Below are 24,626 nucleotides of genomic sequence, written 5' to 3'. Positions count from 1 at the left end.
TTTTGCATCTGTGAAATCGACTAAGCAAGCCCCTTGCTGAGAAGCGCGATACCGGCAAAACCACATAAGATCAGCAGTCCATATCTCACCCACTCGGCCCTGACAAAAGGCGCAAGACGGAGCGCCAGCACCGAAGATAACAAAACGAATGGCAGTGAAATCAGGCTGACTTTCAAATGCCACAAGGTGAAGTACCCCGCTAGCGCTTGTGCACCTAATGAAATCGCACAGCTGAAAATGAAATAACCAGCAAGCGTTGCCCTGAGTTTAACGACATCCAGCTTCTGAAGCACCAAGGCCATGGGTGGCCCGCCAATCCCGGTTGTCGTGCCCATGATGGCTGCAGCAAACCCCGCCCAGAACATATTCCTATTGTTCGGTTCTACCGCAAATTTGAAGATACTGGCGACCACCGCAATGAGAACGGCAACGCCCATCACGAGTTCAAGTGCATTTACGGAGAGATAAAAAAGCAAAGCTGAAGCGACAAAGGTACCGGGGATACGCCCAACGAACGCCCAGCCAATCCCTTTGAGTGATAACTGGCTGCGATATTGCCAAGTATTCACGATGGCGAGTCCAAGCGTCACAAGCGTCACTGCGGCAGGCACCAACGAGGGGTCGATAAACATGAGAATAGGGGCGGAAACAATGGCAAGCCCGAAACCAATCAGGCTCTGAACGAAAGCGCCGGCACTTAATGCCAGCGTAATTAAGACGAGTTCTTCCGTGCTCAGTGCCATTTATTTTTTCCTTATGGCATGAATCAGCAAATTCCTCGGTGTCAGTTCCCGAGAGCAAAATGTCGAGATATCAGTGTGGTACCCGTTTTCCGTCAGATAAAGGGCTCTGTCGAGAACCAACCATATTTCGAGTGGCCGGCGGAACAGTGTCCGAACGGTCTCCATTTTCTCTACGGTGTGGAACCGGCTTTCTCCGATTTTAAGGAAATCATCGAAGTGAACATCTTTTGGCAAAGTGATGCCTTTTTGTTCAGCAGCCCAACAGCAGAATGCCTCAAACCCCTCATTTAACAAAGACTTTTGTACATTAGGAACCGGAAGGTACTTCTCAGTTTCAGATAAGCGTCTCTGCAGGGCATCAAAGCCCAATCGAAAGCTGACTTCGATAAAACGTTTGTTCCTGACGGTTTGCCCAGCCGTCACGGTTTCCTGCAAGGGAAGCTTTAAGTCATGTTTGGTGAGCGACAATTCGGATGCTTTTGCTAACGAAGATAAAGGCTGATACTGCTTGCTCTGGATCAGGTGGTAGCAACATGGCGAAATCGACACCGAAGTCGGTTTGGCTTCCACTGCGTGACGTAACAGTGTCACGTGTAAATCGCCGCAGGCATGTAACGCCACCGCATGATCACAGTTGTCTACCAGCTGTTGGCTTTCTTTTGCAAAGGCGTCGCCCTGAACAAACTGCATCGGCAGCTTATGTTTGTCGGCATATGCCTGCCCATCTTCACAAAGCGCTTGTTGCCATTCCAGGCTGGTAACATTGGCATTTTTCGTCACCGCGAGAATACGCCCGAGATATCCTTTCCCCGCGCACCATTCCAGCCAACGCTCTCCCTCTCCACCATGCACAGCCGAGGTAAACGTGCTGATTTGTGACCATTTACGGCCGGGAACGCCAGTCGACCAATGGGCGTCACAAGGAACACTACTAGAATTTTGAGGCGTTATTGCAGATAAGCCAACCAGCGCTTCTGCATCAGGAAGCCATTTGCTGAGCACCTTGGACAACGCTGCAGGGTCTGCTTTCCAGTTTTCCAGTTCATCGAGAGATTGTGCATCCAACCATTCGCAAAGTTCTGGGTGGCTCTCACGCCACGGTAAGTCGAGACAATCAAAGGGGACGCCCTGCCAAAACGCCTTGTGCGCAGACAGTAAAGTATCTAATTGAGTAAAGCGTTCAGAGAGAACATCGAAGGGCACTGACAAGAAAGTACTCCACCCGCAATGCGGGATCACCGGAAAAACAGGCGAAGTATATACCCAAACAAGCTGAAGATGCAGAGCTGGCTAACGCACAGGGAGGTCAAACTGGTCGAAGAACCGCTCGACCTCGTTGGGGTCTTTCATCTGCATCACTTTTTCAATGGTTTCTCGCGTCAGGTGTGGTGCGAAACTTTCGATAAAGTCATACATATAGCTGCGAAGGACAGTGCCCCTTCTAAACCCAATACGTGTCGTGCTGGCATCAAAAATATGGCTGGCATCTATCGCCACCAAATCCCTATCTAATTCATTGTCATAGGCCATTCGAGCCATCACACCAATACCGACACCCAACCGCACATAGGTTTTAATCACATCCGCATCGGTGGCGGTAAACACAATATTCGGCTTGAGTTTGGCTTTGTTGAACGCTGTATCCAAACTAGAGCGCCCGGTAAAACCGAACACGTAAGTCACCAGCGGGTACTGAGCAATATCGTAAATAGATATAGAAGATCGCTGCGCCAGTGGGTGATCTTTCCGAACGATCAAAGAACGCGTCCAGTGATAACAGGGCAGCATCAATAGATCTTCATAAAGATGTGATGCTTCCGTCGCAATGGCAAAGTCAGACGCACCTTTTAAAACAAAATCCGCAATTTGACTCGGCGCGCCTTGATGCATGTGTAGGGACACTTTCGGATAACGCTTCACGAATCGTGAAATCACGTCGGGCAAGGCATATCTTGCCTGTGTATGGGTTGTTGCAATGTTCAGTTGGCCACGCTCTGGATTGGTGTATTCCTGCGCCACCGATTTAATGCTGTCGACGCGGGAGAGTATATCCCGCGCAATCTCGACAATCTGGCTGCCTGCTGGCGTCAATTTGGTCAGGTGTTTCCCACTGCGACCAAAAATCTGCACACCCAGTTCATCCTCTAGCGAACGAATTTGCTTGCTGATGCCGGGTTGGGAGGTATAGAGGCTTTCTGCGGTAGAAGAAACATTGAGGTCGTGGTTAACCACTTCGACGATATATTTTAGTTGTTGTAATTTCATAATGTTGCAGCAAGCAATAAATGGGACTAATGCTGTTATAGCGCTAAAATTAGCGGAGGCGTAGCCTTATAGCACGTAACCTTTATACAGCGCCCAAAATACCTTGTCCGGTCAGGCTTTATAAACAAGGAATGTGGGAAATAACTTAATGATAGCGCTGTGAATAAACGTGCGTTCAAACGCAGTAAGTTGGAGAAAAGGGTTACGCTACGTCAGAATTTAGCTAAGATCGAAAATAGTACTAACAAACTATGACCCTATCTGCAGATCGTGTATCTTAGGCAGTCATCGTTTTAACTGGGATTATCGACGCTCACTTATGAATATCGCCTTAATTGTTGGCCTCTGCGTCATTTTGCTTGGTCTTATTGTTGGCTACAACATCATGGCCCAACAGCGCCAGCGCGTAGAGTCATCAAAGCGCCAAGAAATGGCTAAATATATTGCAGTTATTGATGCCACTGAAGAGCTGATCGGTAACGCACACAACCTGCCTTATAGCGGAACCCTGCTGGTTTGTCTGAACCAGAAAATTCTCGACGCCCTTAAAACCATGCATGAGATAGACAAGAGCGATCGTTCCCTACCTCAACGCATCGCAGATGTGCAGCAGCAAATTAACCAAATCAAACAGGCTTACCAAAACAAAGAGTCCACCTCTTTCCGCGTACCAGACAGCGATCGCGAAGCGATTTCAATGCTGAAACTGGTCAAACGTCTGCGCGCAGTCATCAAAGCTGAGCACACCAAAGGTCGCATGCAAACACAAGCGTTCGTGGCAGAAAACTCGCGCCTCGAGCAGATGCAAATGAAGATCAACATCGAGAATGTGTTGAAACGCGTAAACGATGCGAAGATCAAAGGCCAGATGGGCACTGCCCAACAATTGCTGAAAAAGGCGTTGGATGTGGTGAGCGCTAAGAATGACCCATACTGTCAATCAGCGAAAGAAAGCCTCTCCGCTATGCTGGAAGATGTCAATTCCGCGCTGAATAAAACCACTGCTGCCCAACAACCAAAAGAAAAAGAAGGCGACGAGTTGGACGAACTGTTTGCGCCTAAGAAAAAGTGGTAACACATTAACCCCCTTTCTTATTAAAAAGCCCCGTACAAGGGGCTTTTTTTGTGCCTGTCACTCGTCACCGCAAACCCATACACCTCCAGACTAAACGGCCAGTAATCCATACACACAAGAATCACTTTCGATACACTTGTTCAGTATTTATTTTAATCCGCGAATTATTTGTGCGTCAGATAGCATTTTTTCATTAAAGAACAACGTACGGTGTGCCGATATGAATGTTTGATGTCACAATCCCCGGCCTTTTTTTTGGTTTCTCCTAAGCCTTTATTTAGAGGCAAAAATTTGGAAGCCGTTGTGACTCAAGGCTGCCGTGCTATGCCGCGCAGTGTTTGAATCCCCATCGCCAGACTGTCGTAGAGTGAGAGAACAATGAAGTTGTCCGTCGTACAGAGAACAGTTGCAGGTTTTGTCTTAATGTTCGTATTAATGGCATTACTTAGCAGCGTTAGCCTGTTCAACGCCAAGACCCTACAGGGCAAAGTTGAACAAATCACCGACCAATCCACTCCAATGGTGGTCGCATCCGGAAACCTGATCACTCAGTTGATGCACACCAATCTGTTGGTCAGAACGTTTCATAACGACCCATCTGAAGCGAGTCAGATTGACCAAACGTTCGAAGAGCAAAAACGCCGCTTCTTCGACACGCTCAATACTGCTCAACAGGGCCGCCCAACTGACGCTGAACGTCAGCAACTAAATGCGATCGCTCAGGCGTCAAATGGCTACTTTGAGCAAGCAAAGGTATTGATTGAACTGCAGAAGCAATCCAACCAGCTGATCGCTGAACGAGAAGCGTTGGATCTTAAATTCCTGCGTTTAGAGGATACCTACCAGTGGGCTGCTAACCTTCTTTTGCAAAAAGCTTCTGTGAAGCGCTCACTGCACAACCGCGCAGAACTCATTACCAGTGGTATTGCCCGTGACCTGAAAATGCTGCGCCGAGCTGATCAAGACACCAACCTTGATAAGCTTCGTGCCACCATGGCAAAGGACATCGAAATCGCGTTCAAACGCCTTGAGCTGATTAACGTAGAAGATGATGTTAAAGCCCGTTACTCACGCAATCTGAAGAAAGTTGAATCCCTAACATTGGGAGACAAGGGCCTGATTGATGTCTTGAGCCAACAACAACAAATCAACGCGCGTCTCCAGCAAGAGAACCAACGCACAAACCGTTTGATGGATGATATTCAAGGCCAGCTTGAAGGTTACGCTCAGTATGCACAACAACTGGCGACCAGCAGCCGTGAAGATGCAGAATCCGCGGTGAGCGAAGCGTTTTTCTATGTATTCCTGATGACCTCCATTGCCGCTGTTGTCAGCCTTTGGGTTGGCGTCAGCACCACGCGTAGTATTCAAAAACCACTGGCACTGATCCGAAACGTGCTGGACAAAATGACCGACGGCGACATGCGCACCCGTGCGAATTACAACGCACAGGATGAGTTCGGTGAGCTGAGCCGCTCAATAGATGAACTGGCGAACACCATGTCACAAACGCTGGCAAAATTCGGCGATGGCGCACAGCACCTACTGGATGAAGCAAGTCGCGCGGCGAACGTTAGCGAAAGTGCCATGTCACGCGTGGAAGACCAGAAATCCCGTACCGACCAAGTCGCTGCGGCGATTTCTGAGATGGAAGTGAGCGCCAAGGAAATCTCCCGCTCTACTGAGCTGACCGTATCAGAAGTAGAAAGCACTAACGATGCGGCGAACAGTGGTCGTTCACAGGTCTCCCGCAGCCGTCAGCTGACTGAACAGCTCTCTGGCAACATTGAAGAAGCCGTGAACAACACCCAACAGCTGAACCAGTACTCCAACAACATCGGCTCAATCCTGCACGTGATTCAAGACATCGCAGAGCAAACCAACCTGCTGGCACTCAACGCAGCGATTGAAGCAGCACGTGCAGGCTCTCATGGCCGTGGTTTTGCGGTGGTTGCAGACGAAGTGCGCGCTCTCGCGACTCGCACCCAGCAGTCGACGGAAGAAATCCAGCTGATGATCAACAACCTGCAAGGTAATGCGTCACGTATGGCGGAAACCATGAGCAGCAGTCAGAAGCAAATGGAAGAGTGTCTGACCCAGACGCGCCTGACGGATGAAACCCTGCAAGACATCGTGTCACGCATGAAGTCTATCCATGAGATGGCAGTGCATGTTGCTCAAGCCACCGAAGAGCAGATCAAGGTGAGCCATGATGTCGCAGAACACATCAACGGTATCGCGCACGTTGCCTACGAAGCAGAGAAAGATGCACGCGCATCAGCTTCGAGCAGTGAAGCGCTGGCAGACCTGGCCCAAGACCAGCAAAACCTGATTGCAAACTTCCGCGTTTAAGGAGCAGAGAATGAAGAAATTAGCCCTGCTGCCTATCGCAGCACTGACCTTTGCCGCTTCAACGCTGGCGAATGCACAAACCACGCTGGTGATTGATTCATGGCGTAGTGATGACGCAGTGTGGAACGAGAAAATCATCCCAGCGTTCAACAAACACTACCCAAACATCAAAGTGGAATACCGCTCACCACCAGACCTGGATGCCTCCAAGTGGAACGGTGACATGGAAGCACGTTTTAAAAGTGAATCCGCGGGTGACTTAATTGCCTGCCGCCCTTTTGATGGCTCGCTGGGTCTTTTCGAGCGCGGTCTTTTGAAAGAAGTGACCGAAATGGAAGGCATGGAGAACTTCCCGAGTTTTGCTCTGGCACCTTGGCAGACGGACTCTGGCGCACAGACGTTCTGTTTGCCAATGGCATCTGTTATTCATGGCTTCTTTTACAACAAAGACATCTTTAAAGAAGTCGGCGTAAATGAGCCAGTGACCAAAGCCGATTTCTACTGGGCGCTGGAAAAAGCCAAGCGCGCAGGTTACCTGCCGCTGGCAATGGGCACCAAGGACAAATGGGAAGCCGCGACTATGGGGTTCCAGAACATTGGTCCAACCTACTGGAAAGGTGAAGATGGCCGTGATGGCCTGCTAACCGGTAAAGAGCGCGTCGACAGTAAACCTTACCGCGATACCTTCCGCGAGCTCGGTAAATGGGCAAGCTACATGGGCGATGACTTTGATAAGCGCGGCTATAACGACGCGATCAAAATGTTTGCTGATGGCAAAGCGGCGGTATACCCAGCAGGTTCTTGGGATATCGGCACTTTCCGTGGAAAAGTCAACATGGGCGTGTTCCCGCCACCAGTTGAGAAACGCGGCGATGCTTGTTATTTCAGCGACCACACTGACCTTGGTATGGGCATCTACTCAAAGTCTAAGAACCCAGAAGCGGCTGAGACCTTCCTGAAATGGATGACCACCGCAGAGTTCGCAGAGCTTCTAACCAACGAAATCTCTGGCTTCTTCTCGCTATCTAACCACTTCTTTGATGTGAAAGACCCGATTGCTCAGGAGATGATCTCCTGGCGCGACCAGTGTGATTCGACCATCCGTAACTCGGCACAGGTTCTGTCCCGTGGAGAGCCAAACTTCGAACTTGAAATTTGGGAAACCAGCGTGGGTGTGATGACAGGCCAAATGAGCGCTGCTCAAGCCGCTAAGCAACTGCAAGATGGCCTTGAGGAATGGTATCAGCCTCAGAAAGAAAGCAAGCAAAGTGCCTCAAACGGCAACGGCAACGGCAACGGCAACTGTAACTGTGCGCCTTTGTTGTAATCAATATTGACGAACTCAAACCCGGCCCTCGCGCCGGGTTTTCTTTTTTCTAGGGCTTGCCACTCTTGTTATCCAAGCTGAGCTGGACGGTTAATCCGGTTACCGAATGACACTGAAAACCAACAGTTACAACACCAAACCTAAGTGCATTTTACCGGCTTATAACCACTAATTCCGTAAGGGAATATCATATTTAGTTTTCATCTAGATCCCGATACCGACCGTTGATCTTGTTCACGTTTCGCTTTTCATCCCTCCCTATAATCAGCGTCGATTTCCACTTTTACTGTTGAATAACTATGAGCACAGAAGAAAACAAAAGCGGTCAGGCACGCGTCATCATGACCAGTGTCATCGCGGTATCCGCACTGATTTTCCTATCCCAGTTTGTTATCGGTACCAAGAAGATTGATCTGGGGTTTGCCACTATTTCTATCCTGCCAATGCTGTTTGCCGTGATGTTCGGTATGGCACTGTCAGTAAACTGGACCAAGTCCAAGATCAAAGCGTGGGGCAAAGTCTTCACTGAGAAAGAAGAAGGTTTCTGCGGCAAGATGGTGGGTTACTGCCTGCTGGTGCTGGGTACCCAATACGCGGGCATGATTATCCCTAACCTGGACATGATCATCGATGCGGGTGTTCCACTGCTGTTCCAAGAGCTGGGTAACCTGCTTCCAATCCTGATTGCCATTCCTTTGGCGGTGAAATTCAAGTTCGACCGCAAAGCAATCGGCGCATGTTCATCGATCAGCCGTGAGCCTTCTATCGCAGTTATACAGGGTAAATTCGGCACAGGCAGCCCAGAGTACGTTGGTGTACTGGCTATCTACCTGTGTGGTTCTGTTATCGGCACCCTGTGGTTCTCTGTACTGGGCAGTATCGCGCCGCTGACGGGTCTTCACCCACTGGCACTGGCTGCAGGTTCAGGCGTAGGTTCTGGCTCAATGCTGAGCGCTGCATCAGGCGCACTGGTATCAGGTCTCGAGCCAGCGCTGGCACAACAAGTGCTGAGTATTGCTGCGGCATCTAACCTGCTGTCATCTGTTCTGGGCGCACTGTCGCTGACTTTCCTTGGTCTGCCATTGGCTGAGCTGATGTACAAAATTTGCAATAAAGGTAAATAAGCCATGAAAGTGATTATGAATGACATGAAGCTGGTCTCGCTTGCGATTGTACTGGCTGGCTTTACCCAATTTCTGACCAACGGCACTGCGCCGACTGAGATGGTACACAGCTTCATTGCTATGTCTGTGATTGTGTTCCTCTCTCTGGTTGCGAAGAAGTTCATTCCTTCTTCACTTCCAACGTTCGCCTACGCGACCATTATCGGTATTCTGATTTGTCTGCCTGAGACGCCGGTTCGCACTTACTTCCTGGAATCAGTGGGTAAGATCCAGTTCCTGTCTGTGTGTGTGCCGCTACTGGCATTTGCAGGTCTGTCTGTTGGCGGACAGATGGAAGAGCTGAAAAAGATGTCTTGGAAAGTTATCGTTATCTTCCTGATTGTAGCGACCAGCTGTTTCTTCGGCGCGTCTTTAATTGCACAAATCGGCTTCCAAATGAAAGGGATTATCTAAATGTCGGCTAAGTACTCAAACTTCAATCTGGACAGCAAGCTGCTTGGCCTGCATGAGTTCAGCATCAACACACGTCGTGACCTGCATCAGATCCCTGAGATCTCCGGTGAAGAATTCAAAACCACGGCTTACTGCCAGGCGCTGATGACTGAGATGGGTTACAGCCTGACCACTTACGAAGGTTTCACTGGCTTCATCGCTGATCTGACCGTAAACCCTGAGTGGAAACGTGTTGGCTTCCGTGCGGACATGGACGCACTGGAAATGGACGACATGACGGACAACGAATACCGTTCGACCCATGAAGGCCGCTCACACAACTGTGGTCACGATACCCATATGGCAATCATCCTAACCACAGCGAAATACCTGGCCGAAAACCAAGCCGAACTGAAACACAACGTGCGCTTCATCTTCCAAATGGCGGAAGAAGACATGCGTGTTCCGGGCGCCAGCAAAATGGTTGAGCTGGGTTGTATGGAAGGCGTCGCGGAAGTGTATGCACTGCACAATGACGCGGCTCTGGAATACGGCTTCGTAAAAATTAACAACGGCATCATGTCATCTTATGGTTCTGCGTGGACTTTGGACGTTCATGGCGTTTCTGCTCACGGTTCAACCCCACAGAAAGGTCTGGATGCGATCCGCGAAGCCAGCCGTATCATCATGGACATGGACTACATCGTCGCCAAGCGCACTAACCCGTTCAGCCCTGCTGTATTCGGTTGTGGTATGTTCAACGGCGGCAGCATTCCTAACGCTGTGCCTGACTACGCGCAGGCTCGCGGCACCATCCGCGCAATGGACGCCGACACTGATCAGATCCTGAAAGACAGCTTTGAAACTTTCGTAAAAGAAAGTGAAATCCGTGGCTTCAAAACCACCATGGTTTGCGAAGGCTACCCAGCAGTCATCAACCACCCAGACGCTTACCAGCGCGTGGTGGATGCAGCGCGCGCTATCGTGCCTGCTGACCGTCTGGATCCTAACGGCAACCCAATGACAGGTTCTGAAGATTTCAGCCTGATGGTGAATGCAGCAGAAGATCGCAAAGGCGCGATGTTCTTCCTCGGTAGTGGTAACAAAGAGGCAGGCATCTGTAATTACCTGCACTCAAATCCTTACTACGTGGATGACGACTTCCTCTTAGTCGGTGCGCAGATTTTTATCCATATCGCCTGCCACTAATCTTCACTTCCCCCATAAAAAAACCAAAGGCCAGATGCTTTTTGCTCTGGCCTTTTTTCTATTATCTACAACTTCTTATACCTAAAGACGTGGAAATCTGGACAACCCGTAGTCTTTTCTTGTTTGTATCACTTTTGAGCTAGGCTCTAAATGGACGAACGCAGTCTGATATTAAATAATCCGCCACCAAAACATATTTCAGTAATTTAGGGAAAAGGATGACCTGCTTCAGACAAAAGAAAGGTGCATATAAGCGCCAGAAAGGTTTTGCCAGCCGACGCGTGGCCTTAGTCATGCTACTGGTCTCCGCACTGATTTTTGCAGCTATTGCTGCCAGCGCTGCTCTGCGCGCTTCTCCACCGACTACGGCAGCAGTAACACCCTTGAGTATTCCAACACTCATTGACAGCCGAACTCAAAATGGCCCGATAGTCATCGATATCAAAGAAGGTGAGCACGAGTTTTATCCCGGGGTTAAGAGTAAGACCAGTGGCTACAATGGTGGCTATCTGGGTCCAACAATAAAAATGTACAAAGGCGAAAGTACAGCCATTGCGTTTACCAACCATCTTGATGAACCAACGAATATTCACGGTCATGGCTTACACGTTGTAGGAAAGATTGATGGTGGACCACAAAACAAAATCCTGCCCGGAGACACATGGAACGTAACCATTCCTGTCGTGCAACAGGCCTCTACTAACTGGTATCACCCACACCTTAAAGGCTCCACTGCCAAACAGGTTCATTCTGGACTGGCGGGTTTTTATCTTATCGAGGATGAGCATTCACTGTCTTTGGGGCTACCAAACACCTACGGCGTTGATGATATTCCTTTGGTCATTCAGGACAGAAACTTTGTTGATGGAAAGATGACGCCATACTCGACTAACGATATGCCTGAGGATCTGAGAGAAGGCACACTTGTGATCAATGGCACCATCAACCCCTACACGCTGGTACCTCAATCTTTTGTCAGATTGCGTTTACTCAACGGCTCCAATGCCCGCTCTTATGAGTTCTATCTGGAAGGCGACCAACCTTTCTATAAAATAGCGACAGAAGGCGGCTTGCTGGCCTCTCCGGTAGAATTAACATCTTTGAAAATGGCACCTGGAGAACGTAATGACATCGTCGTTGATATGTCAGCCGTCGAAAACCAGAGGGTGCTGGCAAAGCTGTTACCCATGAACTACAACGGATTTAACGCTGCCCTCATTCCTTTTTCAGAAAGCCAATCTGTTCTTGAACTCAAGGTTGACAGCTCGCTCGAGGCGCTAGCATCTGCGTTACCCAAACAACTCAATACCATTACCCCTTACCTTGAAAAAGACGTAGAGGTCGAGCGCGTTTTTGAGCTTGATGATATGTCCATCAACGGCCAGCAAATGGACATGAAAGTCATTAACCATGAATCCAAGTTAGGACAGCTGGAAAAGTGGACAATCAATTCAGGTAGGCATCCTTTCCACATGCACGGCACGTCTTTTTTGATTTTGTCGATGAACGGAAACCCGCCAGCGCCAGAAGATCAAGGTTGGAAAGACACCATCTATCCAAATGGTGAGGCCGAAATTCTGCTGAAGTTCGAATATGAGGCTCCCGAGCAATGGCCATATATGTACCACTGCCATATTCTGGAGCACGAGGATATGGGGATGATGGGGCAATTCACCGTCGTTAAGTAAACCTAGTGAAACGAGACAAGTGAGGGGAAGCCAATGGCCTCCCCTTTTCTTTTTCTTTGGCGTTTAAACCGATTTCACGCACATCACATGATAGATACCATCATGCATCTCTGTCCCTTCGGTTTCTTTTTCAAAGCCCGGGAATTCTTCATCCCACACTTCTAGGCTCTTGAGGTACTTGATTTGCGGACTGTTCTCGTCACCGAAGCTCTCTCCGGACATTAACATCGGAATGCCCGGTGGATATGGGATAACCGCATTGGCGGCAACACGCCCAACGAGTTGATGTGAAGGCACCATTTCAACGTTATCAGCGACGATAGCCTGATAGGCGGCACGTGGTGTCATCACGGCTTCTGGCAAGGTTTCATAAGCTGCGTTCAATACTTCACCCGGATTGTGCTGTTTCAGGTAACTGAAAATCTTATCGCCCAAATCCTTAAGCCCCATGTCGCCATAGACATCGGGGAAATCTGATGCCAAGTCAGGCAGTGAATCCACCAGCGGTGTGTTGTTGTCGTAGTGACGCTTGAAGCCCATCAGCGTATTGACCAGTGTCGCCCACTTACCTTTGGTGATACCCATGGAGAAGAGGAACATCACCTGAAAATCCGTAGTACGGGTCGGCACTATCCCGAAGCGTCCGAGGTAGAGTGTGACCAATGCGGCTGGCACACCTTTATCAAGCAGTTTGCCATCATCGCCCATACCCGGCGCGAGAATACTGACCTTGATTGGGTCGAGCATACACCAGTCTGCAGGCATGTCTTTGAAGCCATGCCAGTTATCGCCAGGGTGCATCACCCAGGCATCCTGACTCTCGCATAGCAAGTCTGCAGGCGCATCTTCGAAGGCGTACGTTTCCCCGGTTTGTGGGTCTTTGACGGTGTCCGCATTCCACGGCGTGAAGAACCAATCACCATTTTCTGTGTATTCACGATTCAGCCGCCCCATCGCCTGACGGAAATCCACCGCTTCGCGAATCACTTCCAGCGTCAACGAATGACCTCTGTTACCGGCCATCTGCGATACGGCAATATCATTCGATGCACAAATCGCATACAGCGGAGAAGTAGTCGCATGCATCATGTACGCCTGATTGAAGCGTTCAAAGCTGATAGCGCCTTTACCATTTCTCACATGCAGCCAAGACGCTTGCGACAAGGCATTCAGCAGTTTGTGGGTAGAGTGAGTTGCAAACACGGTTGGCGCATCCGGATCTTCGGTTGGCTCGCCGCGCATCGCATAGTGTTTTTCGTAGATAGGGTTAAAGCGTGCATAACCGTACCAAGCTTCATCGAAGTGAATACGGTCACTGCTCTCAGCCAGAATGTCCTGCGCCCTTTCAGCGTTATAGCAAAGACCGTCATAGGTACAGTTTGTCAGCACAGCATAAACCGCACGTTGGTCGGCGTAATCTTTGGTGAGTGAGTAATCTTTGGCACGCTGATCGAGCACCGGCTTGGAGAGCTGGTCAGGATAGATGGGGCCGATAATGCCGTAGCGGTTGCGTGTTGGCAGCAGGTAAACAGGCCGCGCACCAGAGAGCATCAGTCCCTGCTCTATCGACTTGTGACAGTTGCGGTCGCAAATCACCAGATCATTCTCGTTCATACAGGCGGACATAATAGTGCGGTTGGAGCCTGATGTACCCGTCACCAGCGAGTAAGATTGGTCAGCGCCAAAGACCTTGGCTGCATAGCGCTCACTGTCACCAAAGTAGCCTGTGTGGTCGAGCAATGAACCTAAGCTGCCACGTTCGATCCCCATGTCGGTGCGGAACAGTCCCTCACCGTAGTAGTTGTAAAAGCGCTGCCCGGCTGGGGTCTTAGTAAAGCCTACCCCACCTTGGTGGCCCGGTGCTGCCCACGAATACTCATGAATATCGTCATACCTCATCAATGCGGACATGAGTGGAGGCAGTAGCTGCTTACGGTAGCGGTTCATTGCGGCGACGGCGCGGCCTGCGATGAAATCTGGCGTGTCTTCCAGAATCCAGGCGAACTCATCGACTTTTTCCATCATTTCACGAGTAACGTGAAGGGTGATTTTCTTTCGCTCAGCCAGCAGGAACACAGGGACATTTTGCTGGCGACGGTTGAGCTTTTCTATCAGCACATAAAAGCGCTCATTTTCTTCGCTTTGGGACCCGCTCATGGCTGATGTAAGCATCAGACAATCAAGCGCAGTATTCGAAAAAATCACCGAATAACAATCATCAAAGCTTGTCGCCACCATGACTCTTGCGCCGCTGCTTTCCAGCTCTGCAATCAGCCTTTCAATCGCATTACCCACTACACCTTCTTTATGGGCTTCTTCCAAAATCAGAACATTAAATTTCTTTCCGTAGGTTTTCATAGCCAGCTCCGACACTGAATGAGGAGAAGTGTTTTGTTTGAGTCTCATTCACCATAGAAGAGCCCTCTGGCAGACAAAGTCGCAAAAAAGACAAATTTGAAGAAAAAACCAAAGTGAAAGTTGATGCATTGCCGACAGAGCGCATCATCAATCCCCTATTTTTATTGGCTTACAGAAATGTGTGTAATGAGTTTCATTAGGACGAACTGTGCTTTTGTCTTGTAAAAGAACCAAACACCTCACCTCTCCACTTCTACTTTCAATTCGACAGGCAAAGCCTTTTCACTTGTTTCGATGCAGCGGCGGGAGATCGTCTATCGAACGTGTATGCAGCAAGGCTGAATACCTGCATTTCTTGCCCAAATAATGCAGTGGAGAATCAGTATGGCGTCAGAACAAAATAAAATGGGACTGGTGGGATTAACCACCATAGTGACTGTAAACATGATGGGCTCTGGCATCATCATGCTGCCAGCAAGCTTGGCTCAAACCGGGGCAATTTCGCTGCTTTCATGGGTTGTGACAGCATTAGGCGCAATGTGTATTGCCTATGCCTTCGCCAAGTGCGGTATGTACTGTAACAAAGACGGCGGCATGTCGGCCTATGCCAACGAAGCACACGGGAAATCATCGTTTTTTATTGCTTCGTATACCTATTATGTCTGTCTGGTGATCAGTGCGGTGGCAATTGCCGTGTCTGCGGCTGGTTATTTGGTGCCCTTCTTCCCTTGGATTAAAACCACCCCAATTCACACCTTTATTGCTGTGGTCGCCATTTTGGTTGTCACCATGGTAGCCAACTTCTGGGGGCCAAAAATCACCGGGCAAATCTCAGCCATTACGGTCTGGGGCATCATCATTCCCGTGGTTGGCTTATCCGTTGCCGGTTGGTTCTGGTTCAAGCCTGATGTTTTCGCCGAAGCGTGGAATCCCCATCAGGACACGACCATCACCGCGGTGTCATCAGGCATCGCATTAACCCTCTGGGCTTTTTTGGGGATAGAGTCAGCCGGAGCCAACTCGGGGGCCGTAGAAAACCCCGAAAAGAACGTTCCTTTGGCCTGTATGCTCGCCACCAGCTTCACCGCCATCGTTTACATCACATCGACTTCGGTGATTCAGGGGATTATCCCGAACGCCGAACTGGCTAAATCCGATGCGCCTTTCGGGTTGGTTTATACCTACATGTTTAACGAAACTGTCGGTAGCATCATCACCGCTCTGGCAGTGATAGCCTGTATCGGTTCCTTACTTGGTTGGCAGTTTACCAATGCGCAGGTATCCAAAGCCGCAGCGGACATTCGTCTGTTCCCGAAAGTGTTTGGTGAAGTGAATAAAAACAATGCGCCCATCAAAGGCATGTTGATCATGCTGGGTCTCGAGTTGTTGCTGGCTGTGATGACGATTTCGCCAAACTTGGTCAAACAGTTCAATGTGCTGCTTAACCTCGCGGTATTCATCAATATGGTCCCATACATACTGTCGTTGACCGGTCTCGAAGTCATTCTCCGCAAGCAGAATGTCAGCCCAAAAGAGTATAAAACGGCAGCTACGATCGGGACATTCGCCGTGATTTACAGCATTTACGGCGTGTATGCCTGTGGTCAATCTGCAGTGTTCTGGGGCTCGATCCTCACCATGTTCGGCTACATCTTCTATGGATTCGTCGCAGCCCGCGACAGAAATGACGGCACGCCCGCTTAGGAGGAAATATGTCAGACATTGAAGCCCAAGCAATGAAGAAACTGGCGATTTCCCTGTTGGTAGGCGCGGTTATCGCGATTTCACCACTTGCACTGCACGCTGCCGAGGAAGTGGTGGTTGAAGAATCAGAAACCGTGACGCTCCCTACGGATGATGCCATGACAGCAATAGAAATCATCATTGGCAAACGCATTCCCGACAGTGTGCTGGAAGATGGTAGGCCGCATCATGTCTATCGGCCGAAAACCCCCATCTTCCATCAGAACCATCCGGAAAATGAACCTGAACCTCCCGCGATCCGCAAGCACCTGTTAGTGGATCATCCTGAGCTCAACAACAATCAGGGTAGAGTCATTCGGACACCACCGCCTGAAAGTGGGGAGACCTCCGACAATTGAACGTAAAAACGCCAGCATATTCGCTGGCGTTCTTCACTCTTCTTTCAGGTTAGTACACGGGGAGCTCAAGCCCTTCGAAAAGCTTGTCGACTTTCTCGCTGCTGTTTTGCATCAACACACTTTCCATCAGCGTTTTGGTCAGATGAGGCGAGAACGACATCAGGAAGTCGTACATGTAATTTTGCAGCAGGATATCTTTCGAGAAACATATCCAAGCGTTACACGGCTCAAACAAGTGATCGAGGTTAATGTAAGTCAAACCCGTGTTTTCAATGTCGCGTGCTGCCAAGGTAGAGATAATGCCAATACCGAACCCGAGCTGGACATAACGTTTGATCACGTCAGCATCCATAACAGTCATAAAGTAGTTTGGATTGATACCCGCGCGTCTGAAGGCTTCATCCTGAACCTGACGGCCAGTTGAACCCGGCTCGTAACTCAGAATCGGGTATTCAGACAATTGCTTGAGCGTTGGCTTGCGAACATCTGCCAGCGGGTGGCCTTCCGGCACCACCAATCCCATCGTCCAAAGGTACGCAGGCAGCTGGATTAAATCGTTGTCTGCACCAATATCGTGGGCCACGATAGAAAAGTCAGAATGCCCTTTGCTTATAACGCCCTTGGTTTGCAACGGCAGCGTTGGATGCAGGTGGAAATTGATGTTCGGGTATTTCTTGGTGAAGTAGGACACGCTGTTTGGCAGCAGATAACGGGCAATGGTATGCGTGGTATAGATATTCAACGTACCTACACTCGGATCCAGATGCTCGTTTGCTAACGCTTTGATTTTTTGCTCCAGCGCCAGCATGCGTTCAACCTGCTCAAGGATTCGTTCACCGATCGGGGTAATACCGCTGAGGTTCTTACCACGACGTTCAAAAATCCTCACACCCAGTTCTTTTTCCAGTAATCCAACCTGTTTACTTACACCTGGCTGGGTCGTAAAAAGTGACTGGGAGGCCGCGGACACGTTTAAATTGTTGTCCTTTATCGCTTTTAGATATTTAAGCTGCTGAAGTTTCAATCCCTTACCTCACAAAAAGCTATCAGCTATAGATCTTAAATTTATAAGAGCGATCAAGTTTAAACAAGCACTAAGGTGGGAATTTGCTGGTTGCTGCGAACATTGTTCCGTTAAATACAAAAAAGCCCGCTGTCAGCGGGCTTCAGCAAGACTCAGAGGTTTATTTCGCCATCACTTCATCCAGCACACTGTCGCTGGCTTCTTCGATAAGATCCAACACCAGCTCAAAACCTTTTGAGCCTCCGTAGTATGGGTCTGGAATTTCAGCCAGCGATGAGTTGCCATGGCTCAAAAACAAAGAGACTCTGTCACGAAGATGGTCAGGGCAGCGGTCCAGCAGGTCAGCAAGGTTCGCTTTGTCTGAAGCCAGAATCATGTCGAATTTTTCAAAGTCATCATCTTCAACCTGACGCGAGTAAATGCCCGTGAAATCATAGCCTCTGGCTTCTCCGGCTTTCCTTGCTCTTTCATCAGGCTTAGCGCCTGAGTGATAACCGATGGTGCCTGCCGAATCGATTTCAACATCCAAACCGCGCGCCTTGGCTTTAGCACGGAGTATTGCTTCTCCGGTAGGCGAACGACAAATGTTACCCATACAGACAACGAGAATTTTCGGTTTGTTATTAGACATTGGCACTCCGTTCCCCATTCATTACGAACACTGTATCGAATCAAGGAACGGAGAGCAAAACCACTGAGACCGGTGTTTGAGAGGCCCTACAGATTTTCTTCCAGGAAGCCAGTGAAGGTCGCCCAAGAGCGCTTATCCGCCACTTCACGATAACGAGGAGACTCAAACACTGTGAAAGCATGAGGTGCACCGGAATAGACTTCAATCAGATAGGGTATACTGGCTGCTTCCAGCTCTTCAGAGAGATCCGCCACATCGCTCATTGGAATTGCACTGTCTGCACCGCCATGGGAGATGAAAATCGGTGCCGTGTCTTTGGCATAACTCTGATCGCTTGGTGTCGCCAGTCCACCGTGGAAAGTGGCATAACCATTGATACCACTGCCTTTGCCAGAGCGAGCAAGCTCTAGCGTTGCCGCGCCGCCAAAGCAATAACCTGCAACTACCACATCTTCTACACCCATTTCTCTAGCTTTATCTAAACCCGCCAGAATCAGGGTTCGCATTTTCTCCCGATCTTTATAAAGCTTTCCTGTTTCCGCTTTCTTGGCATTGGTATCAACAGGACGGTTGCCTTTGCCATATAGGTCAACCGCAAAGGCGTTGTAGCCCATCGAAGACAGCATATCGGCGCGCTTTTGCTCATAGCCAGTCAGTCCATCCCAGTCATGGATTAAAATCACTGAGCCTTTAACGTCACCATCAGCAGGCGCGTAATACCCCTCTAAAGCCATACCATTGGCACTGTAATCGACCACTTCCCCTGCCATTCCGCTTAAAGGCAGGGCCATCAACAGCCATCCTAACTTTTTCATCTGTTATCCCTCGTGGTTTCATACCCAAACGACCTGAAGATGCTCGCTGAATCCTGCAACTTAAGATTGTTTGGGTATATTCTGACTGATTGTAGTTGACCAATTTCTGTACGAACGCCAATACCAGAGCGATTTACTCAGATTTACACTCTTCCAATACAAGTGGGTTTTGGTATGTTGTGATCCACGATTGCTGGCCACCCATACTGCTTCAGCCAAATAATTTTGAAAGGAAGAAAATCTAATGAGCGATGAGCGCTACAAAGCCCGACAACAAAAAGTCAAAGAACAGGTCGACGAGCGCGTTGCCGCTGCACAGATTGAAAAGGGTTTGCTGTTGGTGATTACCGGAAACGGCAAAGGGAAATCGACTTCAGGGTTCGGCATGATCACCCGCGCGACCGGTCACGGTCAGAAGTGCGGTGTAGCCCAATTCATCAAGGGCACTTGGGAATGTGGCGAGCGTAATCTGCTGGAAAAATGCGGTGTTGAATTCCACGTTATGGCAACCGGCTTTACCTGGGACACACAAGACAAAGCAGCTGACACCCAAGCCGCACAGGAAGTCTGGCAGGAATGTAAACGCATGCTGGCAGACCCAAGCTACAACGTCGTGCTACTGGACGAAATGACCTACATGGTCACCTACGGCTACATCGAGTTGGACGAAGTGGTAGAAGCGCTGGAAAACCGTCCAAGCGAGCAGTCAGTGATCATCACTGGCCGCGCTGCCCACCGCACACTGACTGAGATGGCAGATACTGTCTCTGAAGTTCGCAATGTGAAGCATGCTTTTGATTCTGGCATCAAGGTACGCAAAGGCATTGATTGGTAATTAGCACTTTCCGTGACACTAGATAGAAGAAAGCCCAGCATTGCTGGGCTTTTTATACCAATCACAGTAGGTAGATGAGTAGATACTTACTACGATTGGTATCACTATCAGTTGGATGACAATTCATCACGGAAGCAATCATGTTCATTGCAAAGCATGGCATCAATACTTTGCCAGCCCAGCAGGCGCATCCACAGTGCAGGGATTTGTCGAGGCAACACTGGGCCTGGATCCAATTGCACTGGCGGCACCAATTGCCAAACCTGATTCTCACCCTGCTCTGCCACCACAAAGCTAAACGGGTGATACATGGCCATACCAAGGCGCAAATCCGTCGCGGTTAACGCATCACCATCTTGCTCGTAACGCACAAAGCCACGGGTGAAGTTTTCAAAGTCTGTGAGTAGTTCCGGCTTGCTCGGGAATGCCCAATCGCCTCGTACCATTGGCATCCAATCGATGGTTGGATCTTCATCCAGCAAAGATGTCAGGCCTTCCCAGTATTTATCGTCATCCAACACCACTACGCGCCAAAGCACGGTGTTGAAAGGTGTCGGTCCAATAAACACGGGCTGTCCTTCAAGGTGCGTTCCTGCCACATTTTCTTCCACCCGGTCTTTAACCACGCCAATCGCTACAAGTGACCAGGCGAGATAAAGCGTAGAAATCGCCAGCCCCACGCCACAGAGTTTGGCAGCACGACTACGCCAGATAAATGCGGCCAACACTGGAATAAGCAGTGGAATGGTGTACAGCGGGTCAATAATAAAGATGCTGGAGATAGCCACAGGTGGCGTATCTAATGGCCAAAACAGTTGGGTGCCATAAGTCGTGAAAGAATCCAGAATCGGATGCGTCACCAACACTGCAGTAAACAGCGCCCAGAGTTGCCATAGCGGCCATTCTTTGGCGAAAAATCGCTGCCAGAAAACCGCCAATACGGCAGCAAACGGGAACAGAACAAACAGGGAATGACTAAACCCACGGTGTTTAATCATATTGGAAATCGGGTCGCCATAATCCAGCACCACGTCCAGATCGGGTAGTGTGCCGAGTGCGGCGCCGGCAAGAAGCACTTTTGGAGAGCAACGCTTACCGGCGACTAAACCGGCGACTGCAGCACCAAGGGCTGCCTGAGAAATAGAGTCCATGAACGTTCGTTTTCCTTTAAAGCTGAAGGCATTTCTTTTTCTTGTTCAGGTGGCTGATTCTAGCGCACATTCTGACTGGGTGAAGCAAATATACCCAAACGACCTGAAGATACTTGAATTCAGAGGTCATCAATGCGTTCAATTCGAGGTAAATTCCGCGAGGAATAGTCACTCTATTTCCGTGGAGTTTAACGAAGAAGTGGGCGCATTGATGGCCTCCCTTTGGGCGAGTTGACTGACGCCGTGCTCTTTGTTGTTCCTTTTTGATGGAGATGACTACACCTGCAAAGGAACGCCGCAATCACAACGCCAGTCAATCTCGCTGAATCCTGTATCTTCAGGTTGTTTGGGTATACACAAATTGAAACGAATAACTGTGTTGGCGCAGATCTGTTCCTACTGGATTTCTGGGCGATGCCTCCCAACATTACGTCCTTACTTTTTGTAGGTTTAAAGGAGTCAATCCAAACAATGAGGAGAGGTCTACACGATGCCAGGAAAAGTTTCCGATTACATGACACGTAAACTGGTGACCATCAGCCCAAACATGGGAGTGCGTGAAGCGTATTTCCTCATGAGGGACAAAGACATTCGCCACCTTCCTGTCGTAGAAAACGACGAATTGGTTGGGATCATCAGTGACCGACAACTGCGTCGTCCCAACTGGGCCGATGAAGCGCCTGACATCGAACACCCTTATCTGCTTTCAGATGACCTCAATGTGGGTGATGTAATGGTGACAGATGTGATTTCCTGTCACACCTACGAAACCCTTTCCAAAGCGAACCAGAAGCTACTCGATCACAATGTCGGTGCCCTGCCAGTTCTGGACAAAACAGAGACACTGGTCGGTATTTTGTCTGCCGTCGACTTGCTCGGCGCATTACAAGATATGCTTCAGCGCGAAAAGAGTCAGAAAAAGCTTCGTGCTTAGGGGCTGTTGATCTTTGGTGGTTAAATTTTGTTCTAGCTATAAGCGTTTTAGGCGCGGCGAGGTGTGTGCCGCCTAGTGGTCTAAGCAAATACACCTCAACAAAGCATAAAACGCTTAGAGCAGAACCCTTTGGGCAGCGTTTGTGGGGAATTTCTGCTGCGTTATCAGCTTCTCATGTAGGCCAGCTACACATCGAAGCCTCTGCCTTGCATAAAATCCCCACAAACTGCTGCAAAAATCATCACCAAAGGTCAACAGCCCCTAGGGCTGTTGACCTTTACAAAAAGAAAGCCGCATTACGCGGCTTTCTGCATTCATGAGCTTTATCAATATAACGTCAGCGTTAGTTGAACAAACCTTGAAGTAGCTTGTTGGCCGCATCCTTCACTTTGTCGTCCTCTGCTTTATCACCCAACAGCTTTTTCAAACCGCGCTCCGCTTCTTTGCGCGCTTTTTCTTCCAGCACTTTGTTAGAGGTCAGCAATGCTTTTACATCGAGGTTATAGCTAGGCGCTGTCCACGTACCGCCAATCTTCACAGGAATCGTGACATCCTTGAGTTCATCGATATCTTTACCACCCTGACCTTTACTGGTGCCTACCACAGAGACAAACACTTCAAAGTCGAGGTCTTCTTTCACCAGATTGGTTTGGCCTTCGCTACGAACGCGCAGCGCTGGCGCTTCCATCTTCATATTACGGGTAGAAGCGATACCTTTGCCGAGGTTGAATGTCGCTGTCAGTGCGCTGAAGTCTGTCTTACGGGTTTCTTCCACATACTCTGCACGCTGGCCTTTCAGCGTTGCTTTCGCTTCACGGATCATTTCAGGAATGTTGATGCCGTTGATGGCACCGTCCGCAAAGTTAATCGCTACCGTGCCGGTAATGCCTGTACGCAAGCGCTTTTCAGACAGGCCAACGCCACTGACGTTTGCGTCAATGCTGCCTTTACCCGCCAACATATCCTGATTTGCTGCCGCCTGCAGAAGTGGGAGAACATTGACATTCTTGATGTCTTTTTTCACCTGATAACGGGCAGGAGAAGTGGTCGCGTCAAGCTTGCCTTCCACTTTGATTGTCCCACCGTATAACTTGGCATCGAACTGTTTGACATCAACCTTGCCACGATTAACGGCAAAGTTGGCAATCACATCAGTCACTTCCACGTTGCTCGCAACGAAGTCATCAATAACGATTTTACCTGCTATATCCAACCCTTTCAGAGCAGAGAGGTCAGGTTCAACATCACTAAGCGGTTTCTTCTCCGCTGGCTTTTCAGCAGACCCGCCTTGCGAGCCACCCGATGTTGCTGGCTTATCTTCTGCTGCGGCCGCGTTACCACCAGGAAAAGTATCCAGGTTGATTTTAGGGCTGTGAACGTCAAATCGAATGGCCGGAATATCTGCCAGTGCAACTGACGCTTTACCATCAAAATTCAGTTCGTCGACTGCCGCTCTCAGATTTTCCAGAGACAGTTTCTGCGCCTTGTTATCGAAGGCCACGTCACCGCCCATACTGATTTTCATTTCAGGACGAGGCAATGACTTGCCTGCGACTGTCGTATTCAGCTCCAGTGCTTTTGCGGTGATCAGAGAAATCGCTTCGTCGACTTGCACCGTGGTTTTACCTTGTGCGTCAAACGACATGTCGCTGGCATTACCCTTGGCCGCAAAATCAAACACCATAGGAATCGCAAGACCGAGGCGATCTGCTTTCAGCGTGAAATTTTCCAGTTTTGTCGCCGCATCATTGGCGCTGGCTTCCAATGTGAGAGTGCGAAGCTGAGATTTCATGATCTCTTTGTCGATCATGGCTTCAGCGTCACCCTTGGCGGAGAAAGCCAAAGCGTTCTGTTTGCCCACCACATCAAATTCGATTGGCACCCAAATACCGGTTTCAAGTTTGCCGATAGTCAGGTTCAGCGAGCTGATTTCACTGCTGGTATGCGTTTTGTCATCCCGCACGGTGGCGCTGGCATCCAGCAACTCCAGACCGCCGATAGAAATCGTCCACGCTTTTGCTGGTTCACCAGCGGATGCAGACTCAGAGTCCGACTGAGTATTGCTCTCTGACGGGGCTGCCTCTGTGCTTTGCTCACCGCTCAGACCATCGAGGTTGCTCACCCCATTTGGCAGGGTCTGAATAAATACGTGAGTACCATGCAAGCTGACAAGACCGATATCCAACGTATCTGACAGTAGCGGCATGACAGCAACTGACATCTCCGCCTTGTTCAGTTTCAACATGTCAGGCTCAGCAAAGCCTTGTGGGTTTTTGAACGCCAGTTGCTCAACAGACAGGCCCAAGCTCGGCCAGAAACGCCAACTGATATCGCCATCGATAACCAGCTCACGTCCCGTCGCTTTTTTCACTTCGTCAGTGATCAGCGGTTTGAAATCATTGGGGTTGATGAATGCAACGATGGCGCCAATGGCCACGACCACCAACAGCACCAGTCCGAGTAGAATGTAGAGAAGCTTTTTCATGATGATGCACATTTCCTTTTGAGATGCGGTTGAGGTTAACCAAAATGGACAAAAATTTCTGCTCTAAGTTCAGCAA

At 49.5% G+C, this 24,626-nt stretch carries 20 protein-coding genes; 11 read left to right on the top strand and 9 right to left on the bottom strand.

The genetic code is table 11. The features are described from left to right. Positions 1–20: 20 nt before the first annotated feature. The 3 genes from D515_RS13350 to cysB all read right to left on the bottom strand — a co-directional run bounded on the left by D515_RS13350 (position 21) and on the right by cysB (position 3,008). Complete coding sequence (locus D515_RS13350) at positions 21–743, bottom strand: sulfite exporter TauE/SafE family protein (protein ID WP_002539208.1); 723 nt, start codon at positions 741–743, stop codon at positions 21–23. Next, on the bottom strand, positions 744–1,952 hold the full coding sequence (locus tag D515_RS13345) for a methyltransferase (protein ID WP_002539207.1): 1,209 nt from the start codon (positions 1,950–1,952) through the stop codon (positions 744–746). It abuts the gene before it with no gap. A gap of 81 nt (positions 1,953–2,033) precedes the next feature. Continuing rightward, positions 2,034–3,008 (bottom strand): HTH-type transcriptional regulator CysB, encoded by a 975-nt coding sequence (gene cysB / locus D515_RS13340; RefSeq protein WP_002539206.1) that lies wholly within the window; start codon positions 3,006–3,008, stop codon positions 2,034–2,036. Positions 3,009–3,327: 319 nt separating this feature from the next. On the opposite strand from cysB, the gene D515_RS13335 reads away from it, so the two are divergent. The 7 genes from D515_RS13335 to D515_RS13305 all read left to right on the top strand — a co-directional run bounded on the left by D515_RS13335 (position 3,328) and on the right by D515_RS13305 (position 12,215). Next, on the top strand, positions 3,328–4,083 hold the full coding sequence (locus D515_RS13335; RefSeq protein WP_002539204.1) for a hypothetical protein: 756 nt from the start codon (positions 3,328–3,330) through the stop codon (positions 4,081–4,083). A 378-nt stretch (positions 4,084–4,461) separates the two neighbouring features. Then, entirely contained in the window at positions 4,462–6,435 is a 1,974-nt protein-coding gene (locus D515_RS13330) for a methyl-accepting chemotaxis protein (protein ID WP_039850096.1), read from the top strand. A gap of 10 nt (positions 6,436–6,445) precedes the next feature. Beyond that, positions 6,446–7,762, top strand: a complete 1,317-nt coding sequence (locus D515_RS13325; protein WP_002539201.1) for an ABC transporter substrate-binding protein — start codon at positions 6,446–6,448, stop codon at positions 7,760–7,762. Positions 7,763–8,061: 299 nt separating this feature from the next. Beyond that, positions 8,062–8,886, top strand: coding sequence for a DUF3100 domain-containing protein (locus D515_RS13320; protein WP_002539200.1), 825 nt, complete (start codon positions 8,062–8,064; stop codon positions 8,884–8,886). A 3-nt stretch (positions 8,887–8,889) separates the two neighbouring features. After that, positions 8,890–9,339 (top strand): hypothetical protein, encoded by a 450-nt coding sequence (locus tag D515_RS13315; protein WP_002539199.1) that lies wholly within the window; start codon positions 8,890–8,892, stop codon positions 9,337–9,339. Further along, positions 9,340–10,527 carry a M20 metallopeptidase family protein gene (locus D515_RS13310; protein ID WP_002539198.1) on the top strand — a complete coding sequence of 396 codons (1,188 nt, stop codon included), beginning with the start codon at positions 9,340–9,342 and terminating at the stop codon, positions 10,525–10,527. Positions 10,528–10,745: 218 nt separating this feature from the next. Continuing rightward, the gene (locus tag D515_RS13305) at positions 10,746–12,215 is read left to right on the top strand and encodes a multicopper oxidase domain-containing protein (RefSeq protein ID WP_002539197.1); all 1,470 of its coding nucleotides are present in this window, start codon (positions 10,746–10,748) and stop codon (positions 12,213–12,215) included. A 63-nt stretch (positions 12,216–12,278) separates the two neighbouring features. Here the strand turns inward: D515_RS13305 and adiA are convergent, their stop codons facing one another. Beyond that, complete coding sequence (gene adiA, locus D515_RS13300) at positions 12,279–14,573, bottom strand: arginine decarboxylase (protein ID WP_002539196.1); 2,295 nt, start codon at positions 14,571–14,573, stop codon at positions 12,279–12,281. A gap of 384 nt (positions 14,574–14,957) precedes the next feature. Between adiA and potE the strand changes: the two genes are divergently transcribed. After that, the gene (gene potE, locus D515_RS13295; protein ID WP_002539194.1) at positions 14,958–16,277 is read left to right on the top strand and encodes a putrescine-ornithine antiporter; all 1,320 of its coding nucleotides are present in this window, start codon (positions 14,958–14,960) and stop codon (positions 16,275–16,277) included. A gap of 8 nt (positions 16,278–16,285) precedes the next feature. Continuing rightward, positions 16,286–16,675, top strand: coding sequence for a hypothetical protein (locus D515_RS13290; RefSeq protein ID WP_002539193.1), 390 nt, complete (start codon positions 16,286–16,288; stop codon positions 16,673–16,675). Between the two features lie 49 nt (positions 16,676–16,724). Here the strand turns inward: D515_RS13290 and D515_RS13285 are convergent, their stop codons facing one another. From D515_RS13285 to D515_RS13275, 3 genes are all read right to left on the bottom strand, one after another. Beyond that, positions 16,725–17,699 (bottom strand): LysR substrate-binding domain-containing protein, encoded by a 975-nt coding sequence (locus tag D515_RS13285; protein WP_002539191.1) that lies wholly within the window; start codon positions 17,697–17,699, stop codon positions 16,725–16,727. 160 nt (positions 17,700–17,859) lie between these two features. Further along, entirely contained in the window at positions 17,860–18,330 is a 471-nt protein-coding gene (locus D515_RS13280) for a low molecular weight protein-tyrosine-phosphatase (protein WP_002539190.1), read from the bottom strand. Positions 18,331–18,416: 86 nt separating this feature from the next. Next, positions 18,417–19,145 carry a dienelactone hydrolase family protein gene (locus D515_RS13275; protein ID WP_039850094.1) on the bottom strand — a complete coding sequence of 243 codons (729 nt, stop codon included), beginning with the start codon at positions 19,143–19,145 and terminating at the stop codon, positions 18,417–18,419. 244 nt (positions 19,146–19,389) lie between these two features. On the opposite strand from D515_RS13275, the gene cobO reads away from it, so the two are divergent. Next, complete coding sequence (gene cobO, locus D515_RS13270; RefSeq protein WP_002539188.1) at positions 19,390–19,980, top strand: cob(I)yrinic acid a,c-diamide adenosyltransferase; 591 nt, start codon at positions 19,390–19,392, stop codon at positions 19,978–19,980. Positions 19,981–20,087: 107 nt separating this feature from the next. Here cobO and D515_RS13265 read toward each other — a convergent pair whose 3' ends face one another. Then, positions 20,088–21,131 (bottom strand): metal-dependent hydrolase, encoded by a 1,044-nt coding sequence (locus tag D515_RS13265; protein ID WP_002539186.1) that lies wholly within the window; start codon positions 21,129–21,131, stop codon positions 20,088–20,090. A 490-nt stretch (positions 21,132–21,621) separates the two neighbouring features. On the opposite strand from D515_RS13265, the gene D515_RS13255 reads away from it, so the two are divergent. Then, on the top strand, positions 21,622–22,065 hold the full coding sequence (locus D515_RS13255) for a CBS domain-containing protein (RefSeq protein ID WP_002539185.1): 444 nt from the start codon (positions 21,622–21,624) through the stop codon (positions 22,063–22,065). A gap of 343 nt (positions 22,066–22,408) precedes the next feature. Here the strand turns inward: D515_RS13255 and D515_RS13250 are convergent, their stop codons facing one another. Continuing rightward, positions 22,409–24,550 (bottom strand): AsmA family protein, encoded by a 2,142-nt coding sequence (locus D515_RS13250; RefSeq protein WP_002539184.1) that lies wholly within the window; start codon positions 24,548–24,550, stop codon positions 22,409–22,411. Positions 24,551–24,626: the final 76 nt, after the last annotated feature.

It is taken from the genome of Grimontia indica, assembly GCF_000333895.2.
GTDB classification, from domain to species: Bacteria; Pseudomonadota; Gammaproteobacteria; order Enterobacterales; family Vibrionaceae; genus Enterovibrio; species Enterovibrio indicus.
Note: the sequence above shows the minus strand (reverse complement) of the source record. Positions and strands in the feature narration are given on the sequence as shown.